Raw genomic sequence first — 12906 nt, 5'->3', positions numbered from 1 at the left:
TACAGATTGAAGAGCTTGAGCGGGGGTAGCCGGGTATGATCAAAATTTTAATTGTTGACGATATGACGCTGATGCGCGATGGATTGCATACGATATTGGCGCTGGAAGATGACATTGAGGTGGTAGGCGACGCCAAATCCGGGGAAGAAGCGGTTGAGCTTACGCTCTCCTTGCAGCCGGACATCGTCCTGATGGACATTCAGATGCCGGGGATCGGAGGCATTGGCGGGCTGAAGCAGATTAAGGCGAAGCGTCCGGAGACGATCGTGCTGATCTTGACCACTTTCGCGGAAGATGACTACATCCTGGATGCGCTTGCCGCAGGAGCGGCCGGCTTCTTGCTGAAGGACATGCCGGGCGATAAGCTGATCCAGTCGATCCACGATGCCCATTCCGGCCATCTGATGCTGCCGGCCTCCGTGGCCTCGAAGCTCGCTGCGCGGCTGCTCAGCGTATCGAACGGTTCGCCCGCCGGTCTTGATGCCGTGCGCAAGAAAGCGGAAACGGCCAACCTGTCCGAAAAGGAGCGGCGTATCGCGGAGCTGCTGCTGGAAGGCAAGTCCAACCGGGAAATCGCCGGGGAGCTGTTCATGAGCGAGGGCACGGTGAAAAATCACGTCAGCTCCATCTACGGCAAAATCGGCACGAACGACCGGACGATCGCGATTATGACGCTGCGGCAGCTGCTGGGGTAGCCATTTGGGCAGCTGCCGGGGCAGATGACCGGATACTTGAGCGGGTTCACCTCATTTCCCTTCACACTTCGGCCGAATACTTATAAGCGAACCCGCCGGCTAGTCCTATCATGTAAATGAACGGATTCAAACTATTTTCCGGCGGAGATCGTATCACGCTGCAGGAGGACGGGCGGCAGGCACATATACTCATATCGATGTGAATGCTAACGGAGAGAGGTGTGAGTGAAGGTGAATCTCGATCAGTTGCCGTTAGGCGTAACAACGCAGCTTATGAAGGGGCCGAAGCTGGAAGTATGGGTGCCGCAGCTGCGCGGACATGGCAATGTACCTCCGCACAACGTGCTGCAGGAGTGGAACCGGGCGATCCGCGAGCAGGCGGAGACGCTTGTCCGAAGCCAAGGGTATCCGGGTGAAGGCGATACGGAGGTTAGCGGATACTACGAGCTGAAGACGAACGAGCGCAGCGTCCTCAGCCTATCGCAGTTCAATTACGCCTACACCAAAGGAGCTGCGCACGGACTCACCGTACAGAAGTCGCTGACCTTCGACGCCAAGACCGGCCGGCCCGTGTCACTCGCCGACGTGTTCAAGCCAGGTGTCGACTATTCGAAGAGGCTGTCCGCCATTGTCCAGCAGCAAATCAAATGGCGGCAAATGACACTGCTCGTCGAGTTTCCGGGCGTCCGGCCGGATCAAGATTTTTACATTGCGGATAAGTCGCTCGTGCTCTATTACCAGCTGTACGAAATTACCGCCTATGCGTTCGGGTTCGCGTATTTCCCGATTTCCGTTTATGAGCTGGCGGATATCGTTGCTGAGGATGGGGCGCTCGGAAGGATGATGTATTGATGGCTCGGAGGCGGTCTTATAGGATCATGTCGCGGTGTATGGGGCGTTGGGGAGGATGATGGGATGGATTTTCTGAGGCGGGCTTAACGGATTTTTCCGGGTTAGCCGGCGCGCGGTTGGGACGGATTTTCCGAGCCAGGCTTACCGGATTTTTCCGGGGTAGCCGGCGCGCGGTTGGGGCGGTTTTCCGAGCCAGGCTTACCGGATTTTTCCGGGTTAGCCGGTGCGCGGTTGGGGCGGATTTTCCGAGCCAGGCTTAAGGGATTTTCAAGGTGTTATTTGGGGTAGTATGCCGGGTTGTGACTATATTGCGGACTTTGGGGGCGCTATTGAGCCTGAATTGGTAAAACACTGCCGTTTTTCCCCGTTTTTTCAAAATTAGCACCCTCAAAATCCGCTATTTTTGCTTTTCTGCCACCCTAGGGGGATTTAGCGGGTTCAAAATCCGTTATTTCCTCTCCCCATGGCAAAACAGCGCCGTCCTCCCAGCCAATCCTTCATTCCGACACTCCCCCACCGCCCACCACTGCTGCCGCACCCGCAACTCGCCCTACCATCCCCGCAAGACACCTCCTAACCCACAAAGCGGCCCCTACTCCTTAACTAACTTACTGACTTCCATCCCCGCAAGACACCTCCTAACCCACAAAACGGCCCCTACCCCTTAACTAACTTACTGACTTCCATCCCCGCAAGAACCACCTGACCCACAAAGCGGCCCCCTGCCCCTCAACCAACTTACTGTACCCTGACGCTGCTACCGGCGAGACGGATGACAACAGCGCGGAATATGAGAGAAGAAGTTAGAGAACCCTTTGATTTTAAACGTTTCGCTGTCATAGACGGCTCATCGCGCAGTTCAAGATCTTTCATCTGATCCCCTGAGAAAAGAAAAGTCTGCGCTATGGGCGAACACGGATGGCATTCATACCGAATTATTTTTAAAATTCACGCTTCCCGCGCAAATAGACCGATGAATTTCCGAATCAGCTGTCGTCTAATTAAACGAAGCATCAATGACAACCAAATTCATTTAACGATGGGGTGTATGAAAATGGCATTAACGTCCGCATTCACGAGCTTCAACCTGCCTGTAAAAAACGTAGAACAATCGAAGGAGTTCTTCACAGGACTCAGCTTCGAGTTCAACCCGCAGTTCTCCCAGAAGGACAAATCAGCAGCCATCGTGATCGGCGACAACCTGCAGGTCATGCTGATCTCCCAAGACTTCTTTAACACCCTCACGCAGAAGGAAACCGTCGATACGGACAAGTATGCGCAGTTGACGATCGCGCTCTCCTTCGAGAGCCGCGAAAAGGTCGATGAAATCGTGAATACAGCGGTCTCCCTGGGAGGGAAAATACACGAAGATCCTGAGGATTATGGGTTCATGTATCATTGGGGCTTCGTAGACTTGGACGGCCATATGTGGGCCATCAACTACATAAACAACAACCCCTCGGAAGTACAGTCCAACGAGGCGGAATAACGTTAAAATGTCGTTTTAAAAAGACGCTGGGCGCATTGGCCCGGCGTCTTTATCGATCCTCTACCAACGGATCAGGATTGCTCGGTATAGGCTTTGAAGTTGTTCATAATCGCTTGCCAGCCTGCTTGCTGGAACTCTACGGGGTGGCTGCTGTCCGCGTCAAACGTTTCAATGACCTTCGTCTCGTTGCCTTGATCGACGAATGCAATATCCACTCTTCTCTCGTCTCCGAGGGTGTAGCCGATCGCCTCGTGGCGTTTCACGACGTCGTAGACGCCTGCAAAATCAAAACCCATGCTGCCATCCTTCGCTTCCATCCGTGTCAAAAACTTGCCGCCGACCCGCAGATCGTTTTCGGCTCTCGGCGCATGCCAGTCCTCGGACGCTTGGTTCCACTTCGTAATATGGTCCGGCTCGGTCCAATAGCGCCATACCTTCTCGACAGGGGCTTGAATGACGGCCTGCACGGTTACTTTCGTCGGTTGACTCGTTTCCATTTTAACTGGACACCTCTCTCGTAAAATTCGTCGTTTGGTTTATTCTCAATGATATAGACGTAAGCCAATGACGAAATTCATCGGTCGAGTCGCTCAGGCAGCCCAAATCGCGAAAATAATTTGGCGTTGATGAAGTTTTGAACGTGCAGGATTTGATCTTCTTTGGTTTCGATGACGTGGATGCCCCAGGGAACCAGTACGGCGTCCTCCTTGCCCGGCATATACTGGGCCAATGCCGGATAACCGCCATTCACCGTAACGGGCACAAATCGCGAACCCTCGCAATGCCAGCGCGTAAGCGAATAGAAGGCGGATAAATCGTCCTTGCCGCGAATCCACATTTCGAAGGGGGGCATCGACATGCAGCCTTCCTCGTGAAACAGCGCGACAAGCGCAGCAATATCGAATCGCTCGAAGGCCTCCACGTACCGGGACAGAAGCTGCGGCTCCGGCTGGGCGTCCATCCTGCTGAGTTCATCGGAACGAAGCTGCGCCCGGTCCATCGTCTCTCGGGCTCTCTGCAAGGCGCTGTTCACCGCTGCGGGCGACATCGCCAACGTTGCCGCGATCTGCTTGGAGGACCACTCAAATACATCCTTCAAAATGAGCACCGCACGTTGCCGCGGAGGCAAAGTCTGCAAGAGAGCGATGAAGCACAGTTGAAGCGTATCTTTGCGGACGAGCCGATCCTCCGGATTGCCTCCAAAGTCGGGACACGGCCAGATCCACGAGGCGTCCGGCTGCGTATCGCGCGGCTCGGCGATGGCAACGGCCGGATCGAACAAGTCAACGGGAAGCGCGCGGCGCTTGGATTGTCTCAGCTTGTCCAAGCATATATTTGATGCAATCCGATAAACCCAAGTTTTGAACGAAGATTCCTGTCTGAACGTGCTCCCGCTCTGCCAGACCCGAATACTCGTCTCCTGAACGGCATCGTCCGCATCGTCCATAGAGCCCAGCATCCGGTAACAGAACGACATTAAGCCCGGCTTCAAGCTTGCAAATAAAGGTTCGTCAAATGCAGTCTCGTTCATCGCGGCCTCCCTTAACGATATCCCCGAAGGGCGGTACATTCATTATAATTCAAGCAAGCGGAGAGCCTCAATTGAATTCGTAGGCGGGAGCCTGAAGCCTTTCCGTGCACCATTATTGACGCAGCCGCTTAGTGCTACCGTACACCAGTCGAGGCCAGAAGACAGCCCTCATAAAAACTGTCCAGTTAATGTGTTGACAATCCAGACTTCCATCCCCTCGCGACACCTTCAAACACATAAAAGGGGACCTCCCGGCCCCCTCAACTACCTCTTCCCCGAGCTCCGATACCACTCGTTCACTTCCTTCGTAACCGCGTCCCCGCCCAGCCGGCGCCACTGCTCCACAAAGCTGTCGAACGTATCGAGCGGCTCTTTGCCGTAAACGATCTTCAGCAGCGCCTCTTTCTCCTGCTTCTGCAGAAGCGGCCAGGCGAGCTTCATCGTCTCCGTGTGAGGACCGACAAATTCGTCCCGCTGCGCATACCGGAGCTGCTCTTCGCTGACGATGAGTCCTTCCAAGTAGCCTCGGGAGCTTGTGGCCGACAGCTTCTTCTCATATGGAGTGCGGATCTGGCCTTGATATACCCGGCGTTCAAGACTGTCCCCCTTCACGATTCCCGGAGGCGTGCTGCCCGGCGCCACCAGCAAATAGTTGGTCACCCCGGTCGTTATTCCCTCGAAATCATACACCGGTTCACCGTTCTTCATGATAAAATCGTACCCATCGGCAAAGCCATACCGAAATTCCGATTCGGGATCCTCGATCAGCGTGCCGTAAATGATATCCCAGTACTGGAAGATGGCGTCCATATGTTCGAAGCCTTTACGGAACACATAGGCGCCATATGACAATCTGGACCCGATGCGCCCGATTTTGCCGTCCGGCCCGGCAGGGAAAGGCAGCGGCTTAATGACAGCCCCCGGCACCTTCCCCAGCGTATCGGAAAGCGGCCAGCCTCCCATCCAGCCCGGTCCGGAGATCAACCCGGCTTTGCCGGAGGTGAACAGCTCCGTCGCCTTCACTTCATCGTGAGTGCCAAAATTCTTATCGATGTAGCCCTTAGAGTACCAATCCCGCAGCCGAGCCAGAGCCGTCTTCGTCTCCGGCTGCACGGTGCCGTAAGCGAGCTGACCGTTCTTCATCCGGTTCCATTGATACGGCTGATCGCCGAAAGCCCCGAACAGAAAGCTGGCGTTGCTCATATATGCATTGAGCGTATTTTTGCCGGAATAGGCCAGTGCAACCGTGTCCTTCGCCCCGTTGCCGTCCGGATCGCGATTTACAAAAGCGTCCATCACTTGCTCCAGCTCATCGAGCGTCTTCGGGGTCTTAAGCCCAAGCCTCTCGAGCCAGTCCTGCCGTATCCACAGTACCGGATCGCCTACCTTGCCGTCGGAAATTTGCGGAAGCCCCCATACCTTCCCGTCCATGGCGACCGTTCTCCAGACGTCCGGATTGCCCGCGAAGGCTTCCTTCACCCGCGGCGATGCATAGTTCTCGAACGCTTGGCCCATATCCATAATTTCCCCCGAGCCGACGAGCTCCGGCAGCAGCTCCGGCAAATCGTGGTTCGACAGGAACAGGACGTCCGGCAGCTCCTCGCCACCGGTCAACGCCAGCCTTACCTTCGTCGCGAGGGCATCGCTCTGATCGGTTACCGTCCATTTGTACGTTTGAATGATGCCCAGCCTGTCCCGTGCCCAGCGTGACATCGGATTGTCGTCGAGCGTGTCCCCCGGCTTTAGCTTATCCGAACCGCTTAGCGCCTTGGCCGTCGTTATTGTAATCGGGGGATCGAATTTTCCCGCGTTTCCCTTCTCCGATGCATTGTTCCCGCTCTGCGCCGCGGGTTCCGTACCTCTTTCGCAACCGGCCAGCACGGCGGCAGTCAGCAGCGCCACCACCGTCATACCGCCTATCCACCGCTTTCCCATCCGCCTTGCCCCCTCTATATCGGAAAACGAATCGTCAAATACGTCCCCGCCGGTTCCTCGGTCGCTTCGATCCGCAGCTCGCCGCCCGCCTCGGCCGCGCGCTCCATCATCGCCCGCAGTCCGAAGCCCGGCTCCGTTCCTGTCGGATACGCTTCACCGTTGTTCCATAGTGCAAATTCGCAAACCCCCGCGTCCACCGTCACCTCACAGCGAAAATGCGTCGCGCCGCCATGACGGATGCCGTTCGTCAACCCTTCCTGCAGCGCATGGTAGATCAGCTTCTTTCGCAGCGCGTCAAGCGGCGGAAGCGGATCGCACAGCTCCCGTTCTACGGTGATCTCGGCCGCCGTCTCCGTATGCCGAATCAAATGCTCGAGCGCCGCGCCAAGGTCCGTCTCCGCTTCTACCTGCTTCATTCGCCGCACCGTTTCCCGGATATCGTCCAGGCTCTTGCGGACGAGCTCCTGCGAGTAATCCAGCCGCTGAAGCCCCTCCTCCGGCTTCTTCTCCAGCATCCGCTTCGCCGACTCAATCTGCACCAAGGTCGCCGTCAGCGTATGCCCGACCAGATCGTGAATATCCTCCGCAATGCGGTTGCGCTCCTCGCGAATCGAGCTCTCCGCCATCGATCGGGCCATGAGCAGGTCGGCCTTCAGCTGCTCCAGCTGGATGCGCATGAACGCAGCTTCCCGCTCCTGTTCCTGCGCAGCAAGCCGCTTGCTCTTGCGCTGCACCATGATTCGCCGCAGCACCTCGGCAAGCTCTTCATGCCGAACCGGCTTCATCAAGTAGCTGACCGCTTGCAGCTCAATCGCTCTTCTGGCGTATTGAAAGTCCGCGAAGCCTGTAATGAGGATACAATCTATGTCCCGCCGCTGCCGCCGAAGCGCCTCGATCAGCTCAAGGCCCGACAAGCCCGGCATGCGGATATCGGTGAGCACCAGATCAATCTCTTTGCCGCCAACACTGCCGCTATAGCCACCGCCGCCGATTCGTTCGATCAGCTTCAGCGCCTCCTCGCCGGAAAACGCCTGGTACACCGAGGTCACGCCATAGTCCCGCCAAGGAAACGTCGTGGCCAGATCCTCCACCAAATGCCGATGATCGTCCACGATCAGCACCGAAAACATCACACATCTCCTCCATCCGCGCGCAGCCGTGCCTGACCCTCGCGCAGCCCCTGCTCCTTGCTCCAAATCAAGACGACCCGGAAGCCGCCGGATGCGACATTGTCGACCGATAAGCTCGCATCGTTACCGAAAAAATAGCGCAGCCGCTCATGTACGTTCCATAAACCATAGCTCCGGGCCACCGCATCGCCTTTCTCCGGCTCGGCAAGCTGCCCGCGCAGCCTCAGCAGCGCTTCTTCAGGCATGCCGACGCCCTCGTCCGTGACGATAATGCGGAAGCACACCGTCTCCTCCACAGCCTCTAACCGAATACTCCCCCCGCCCGGCTTCGGCTCCAAACCGTGAACGATCGCATTCTCCACAACCGGCTGAATCAGCAGCCGGGGAATCGGGAGACGTCTCATCGAAGGGGCGATGTCCGCCGTGTATGCGATTTTGCCCAGCTGATAATTCATTATATCGACATAAGCGCTGACGAACTTCACCTCTTCCTCTAAAGTCGTCACCATCTCGTCATTGCGCGTCGTGTACCGGTAATAGTCCGCCAAGCTGTGCCCCATAGACACGATCGGCTCCGTCCGCCCAAGTCTCGCCATACTGACGATGAAAGCCAGGCTATTATATAGAAAATGCGGATTGATTTGCGACTGCAGCTGCTTCATGACGGCTTCCTTCGAGCGGATTTCCTCCAGGTACACCTTCTCCACCAAATGCTGAATTTGCGCCGCCATATCGTTGAACTGCAGGATGAGCTTGCGAAACTCGTTGTTCGCCCTTTCCACAATCCGCGTGGAGAACTGGCCCTTCTTGACTTGATGAATGCTCTGGGTGAGCAGCCGAATCGGCACCTGCACCTGGATGTACAGGAAGAAGGCGCAGATTGCGCCGCCGAGCAGAAGCAGCACGCTGGTTGCCGTAAACAGATTCTTATAACGCGTCACGGGCTCCAAAATATCCTCTAAAGGCACGTAATCGACCAATGTCCAGCCCAGCTTCTTCGAAGTAAGCGCGTACACCAAGTATTCCTTGCCTGCGAGCTCGATCAGCTTGCGCTTGCCGACGCCGCCATCCGTACCGACATCGACCGATCTCAGCAGCTCCTTCACCATCGCTTCGTCAGAGGATGCGTTAAGCAGGTACGTTCCGCTTCCGCCGCCCTCGCCCGCCCGGAACAGGAACGGATCGTTGTTGCCCTGTGTCTTAAACCGATTCAGCAAAGATACGATATTGTCCTCCATCAAATCGACCTCGACGATGATGGAGGTTTTCCCCAAATCGGTCACTCCCGAAGACGGCCCTACAAAGTGCCGTGTGAACGCGCGCTTCGGGATACCGCTAACCGTCACATTCCGCAGAGTCCAGTTGGTGGTAATGCCGGTCGACAAATACGTTTCGTCATACGGAATCGAACCTTGAGACGACAGGCCGAGCTTCATCGCCGGAAAATACACACTGATCCGATTCATCCACGACGTCGACAAACTGAATAAGCCCAGCTTGCGCTCGACCGAATCGACCATCGCCGAATAGTCATATCCGCTGACAACAGCGGCATTCGCGGCGAGCTCGGTGAAATCCGGATCCTTCGTAACAATATTGGCGTACACCGACACCTGTTCCATCGTCTCTTCGATGCTGCCGAGAAAGTGCGACAAGCGATTCTGGTTGGCGATGTTAATCTGATCTTCAACAACATTAATGCTTGTTTGGTTGGAGTACATGTAAAGAGCGATAATGGGCGTCATCAGCGCGAAAATGAGGAGCATTACCTTCGTGACGAGATTCACGTGCGGGGTCACCTGCTTTATGTTGAGGGCGTAGTCGTAGTGTCGAATAGTATCATCATACCGCAAAATGAAAAGACTGCCTAGCTTTTGGCCAGGCAGCCGGAAACATTTTGTATGAGGTGCTGCTTATTTCGTGAACGCTTCGGTCAGAACCGGTACGATTTGCGACTTGCGGGAAACGACGCCCTTCAGCAGAGCCGTGTTATTTTCCAGCTTGACGTTGTACGCCTGCTCAACGACGCTCGCCTTGGAGCCAAGCGCAAGACCGATGGAGTCGTTGTTCAGAATGTCCGTTACGACGAGCAGGAACAGGTCGAGGTTCTTCTCGGCAATGATTTTGTTCAGTGCGTCTTCCAGCTCGGCTTGGCGGGACAGCACGTCGTTCGTGTCGACTGCGTTCACCTGTGCGATCTCCACTTTCGCGGAGCCCATTGAGAACTCCTTGGAGTCCAGGGAGATGAGCTGGGCGATCGTCTTGTCGCTCAGGTCGGCGCCGGCTTTGAGCATTTCCAGGCCGTATGTATCGGCGTTGACGCCGGCGATTTCCGCCAGCTCGCGAGCCGCGTCGATGTCTTCCTGCGTGCAGGTCGGCGATTTGAACAGCAGCGAGTCGGAGATGATTGCGGACAGCATCAGGCCGGCGATTTGCGGCTCGATAGCGATGCCGTTCTCCTTGTACAGCTTCTTCAGAATCGTCGCCGTGCAGCCTACCGGCTCAGCGCGGTAGTACAGCGGACCGCTTGTCTCGAAGTTGGCGATACGGTGGTGGTCGATAACTTCGACCACGCGCACTTGATCGATGTCGCTTGCGCTTTGCTGGCGCTCGTTATGGTCAACGAGGATGACCGTCTTCGCTTCTGCAGCAACTTGCTCGACCAGGCGAGGTGCGGTCGCCTTGAACTGGTTCAGCGCGTATTGCGTCTCCCCGTTCACTTCGCCGAGGCGGATCGCCTCAACGTTCTGGCCCAGCTTCGTCTTCAGATCGGCATACGCCAGGGCGGAGCAGATCGAATCCGTATCGGGATTCTTATGACCGAAAATCAGTACTTTTTCCATGGTTTCTCTCCTCATCAGTTCATGTGCTACGAAAAATATACCCTAATTCGATGGGTTTAATCAAGTGCAGCGATAAAGTCGCTTACACCGCCGCCTCCCGCCGCTTGCGCTGCTCGATGTAGGCGGCTTGATCGAAGCGGGCGCGCCCCATGAAGAGAGCGACTATCGCACCAATCGCAGCTATGAACGTCAAGAACCAGAAGCCCAGATGGATGGAATCGATCAACACACCCTTAAGCATCGACAGGACCGCGGAGGGTACTTTTCCGTCGGCATGAAGCAGCACCTGCGGATTGGCGAACTGGGCCAATTGGTCTTCCGGGAGCTTCAGCTTCGCCGCACCGTCCGCAATGCCGGCGGTCATCTGACGGTTGACGATGGCCGCCATGACTGCAGAGCCGAGAACACCGCCGATATTGCGGAAGAACGTAACGAATGAATTGGCGACCCCCTGATAACGCTCATCGACGGCCGTCGTCATCGCGGTCTGCGCAATCGGCATCAAGAGTCCGATTCCGACGCCAATCAGCGCCATGTCGAAGCGGACGGGCCAAGCTCCGATTTCGAGCGGGAACGTGGTCATAATGTAGATGCCGACACCCGCCACGATCATGGACAGCAGGCTGCTGACTCTCCATGTTACATAACGCATGAGCACGCTGCTAATCATCGCTCCGATCATGACCGAGAGCATCATCGGCGTCAAGGCGTTGCCCGCATCGGATACATCGCCGCCGAGACCGCCCTGCACAAAGAGCGGAATGTAGAGCAGCGAGCCGAACATGAGCGCCCCCTGCATGAATGTCACAGCCGATGTGCCGGCAACGACGCGGTTGCGGAACATCCCAAGCGGTACGATCGGTTCCGCCGCTCGGCGCTCCACGAACAGGAAGCCGATCAGGGACGCCGTCCCGACGATGAATAAGCCGATAATTTGCCACGAGGACCATGCATACTCGGCGCCGCCGAGCTTCATAGCCAGCAGAATCGATACGGTCGTCAACACGAGCAGGACCGCACCGGCGTAATCGATTTTCAGCTTCTCCGCTCCTTGCTTCTTCCCTTCGACCAGAGACCAGCTCACAATCGACAGCGCAATCAGGCAAAGCGGAGCATTAATGTAGAAATTCCATCTCCAGTCAAAATGGCTCGTAATAAACGCCCCAATGGTCGGTCCCAGCACGGACGAAAGCGCCAGCACGCTCATGAACGCCGCTTGATAACGGCCGGCCTTCTCCATCGGCATTAGCGTGAACAGCAGCGTAAACGTGTTCGCCATCAGCATACCGCCGCCTATTCCCTGTATCCCGCGGAAAATGATCAGCTGCGTCATCGACTGGGCGGCGCCGCAAAGCGCGGAGCCGATTAAGAAGACGAGCAGCCCCGCAATGTAGAACCGCTTCCGGCCATACATATCGGACAGCTTGCCGATGATCGGCATTACAGACGTGGACGTTAGCATGTAAATCGTAAACACCCAGGAAATATGTTCAATGCCCCCGAGCTTCTCGACAATCGTCGGCAGCGCCGTGGAAACGATGGTCTGGTCTAACGACGATAGAAACAAGCTGATCAGCAGCGCAGCTATCGTCCAGTTTAATTTAGTAGGGTTCATGACTTGGTTTGCACTCCTTTATTTGGCAGCTGTAATCATACGCAGAAGCATATCCAGAACATCCCGAATATGCGGCTCCGCTTCTTCCGGGGTCAGGGCCCGCGTCCCAAACTCCGCCATCGCTCCGGCCACGCAGCCCCAGAACATCTGCGCAAGCAGACTCGTGTCGGCTGGGACAATTATTCCCATGCGTGCTCCTTCTTCCATCGTGCGAATCAGCGGCATCGATATGTTCGCCATGAAATCGTCGAGCACTACCTTCGCCCGCTCGCCGAACACGTGCGGGATATCTGCGGGAATGTTACGGTATAAGGCGACTAAGTTCGGGCGCGTGACCGCATTGTCGAGATAAAACCTTGCATACCTCTTCAGCCTGTCGAGCGGCGGCTCTTCCGTCAGCAGTGTAGCGGCGACGAACTGCTTGGCCCCCTCCAAATAGTGAGTGAAGACGAATTGGAACAGCTCCGTTTTATCTTTGTAGTAATAATAAACAAGACCGCGTGCAAGCCCGGCCTGCTTGGCGATATCTCCGATCTCGGCACCCTGGTAGCCTTTTTGCAAATACACTTGTACGGTTGCAAGGCGGATTTGCTTCATTCGCTCTTCGCGGATTTTTTCGTTCTGCTCTTTCGTTCTTGGCGACATGGTTGCGGATCACCTCTTTATTTTGACTGACATGTATGTCAACTGAAACGAGTATATCTTTAATTGACGTCTGTGTCAACATAAAAATTGGAGGTTTATTCCAACGGGAAAAGGAGCTGTCCCAAAAGCAGCTTTTGGAACACCCTCAGCAAGAAAATAAGTAGATTTTCG

The 12906-nt window shown here is 55.8% G+C and carries 11 protein-coding genes; 3 read left to right on the top strand and 8 right to left on the bottom strand.

Features of this window, described 5'->3' with window-relative positions:
- Positions 1-35 precede the first annotated feature (35 nt).
- From ACFFK0_RS28990 to ACFFK0_RS28980, 3 genes are all read left to right on the top strand, one after another.
- Positions 36-695, top strand: coding sequence for a response regulator (locus tag ACFFK0_RS28990; protein WP_377474619.1), 660 nt, complete (start codon positions 36-38; stop codon positions 693-695).
- A 231-nt stretch (positions 696-926) separates the two neighbouring features.
- Positions 927-1547, top strand: coding sequence for a PdaC/RsiV family protein (locus tag ACFFK0_RS28985; protein WP_377474617.1), 621 nt, complete (start codon positions 927-929; stop codon positions 1545-1547).
- A gap of 1054 nt (positions 1548-2601) precedes the next feature.
- On the top strand, positions 2602-3036 hold the full coding sequence (locus tag ACFFK0_RS28980; protein WP_377474615.1) for a VOC family protein: 435 nt from the start codon (positions 2602-2604) through the stop codon (positions 3034-3036).
- Positions 3037-3107: 71 nt separating this feature from the next.
- Here ACFFK0_RS28980 and ACFFK0_RS28975 read toward each other — a convergent pair whose 3' ends face one another.
- From ACFFK0_RS28975 to ACFFK0_RS28940, 8 genes are all read right to left on the bottom strand, one after another.
- Entirely contained in the window at positions 3108-3533 is a 426-nt protein-coding gene (locus tag ACFFK0_RS28975; RefSeq protein ID WP_377474613.1) for an SRPBCC family protein, read from the bottom strand.
- 77 nt (positions 3534-3610) lie between these two features.
- Positions 3611-4567 (bottom strand): sigma-70 family RNA polymerase sigma factor, encoded by a 957-nt coding sequence (locus ACFFK0_RS28970; protein ID WP_377474611.1) that lies wholly within the window; start codon positions 4565-4567, stop codon positions 3611-3613.
- A 264-nt stretch (positions 4568-4831) separates the two neighbouring features.
- Entirely contained in the window at positions 4832-6502 is a 1671-nt protein-coding gene (locus tag ACFFK0_RS28965) for an extracellular solute-binding protein (protein ID WP_377474609.1), read from the bottom strand.
- A 14-nt stretch (positions 6503-6516) separates the two neighbouring features.
- Positions 6517-7632, bottom strand: a complete 1116-nt coding sequence (locus ACFFK0_RS28960) for a response regulator (protein ID WP_377474607.1) — start codon at positions 7630-7632, stop codon at positions 6517-6519.
- A complete protein-coding gene (locus tag ACFFK0_RS28955; RefSeq protein WP_377474605.1) occupies positions 7632-9419 on the bottom strand; it encodes a sensor histidine kinase in 1788 nt (595 codons plus the stop codon). Before ACFFK0_RS28955 ends, ACFFK0_RS28960 begins: the two co-directional genes overlap by 1 nt.
- A 126-nt stretch (positions 9420-9545) precedes the next feature.
- Entirely contained in the window at positions 9546-10475 is a 930-nt protein-coding gene (locus ACFFK0_RS28950; protein ID WP_377474602.1) for a manganese-dependent inorganic pyrophosphatase, read from the bottom strand.
- 82 nt (positions 10476-10557) lie between these two features.
- Entirely contained in the window at positions 10558-12090 is a 1533-nt protein-coding gene (locus ACFFK0_RS28945) for an MDR family MFS transporter (protein WP_377474600.1), read from the bottom strand.
- 18 nt (positions 12091-12108) lie between these two features.
- The gene (locus ACFFK0_RS28940) at positions 12109-12735 is read right to left on the bottom strand and encodes a TetR/AcrR family transcriptional regulator (protein WP_377474598.1); all 627 of its coding nucleotides are present in this window, start codon (positions 12733-12735) and stop codon (positions 12109-12111) included.
- Between the last annotated feature and the right edge of the window lie 171 nt (positions 12736-12906).

This window comes from Paenibacillus chartarius (genome assembly GCF_042432825.1).
GTDB lineage: Bacteria > Bacillota > Bacilli > Paenibacillales > NBRC-103111 > Gordoniibacillus > Gordoniibacillus chartarius.
This window is presented reverse-complemented; position numbering and strand designations above follow the sequence as displayed.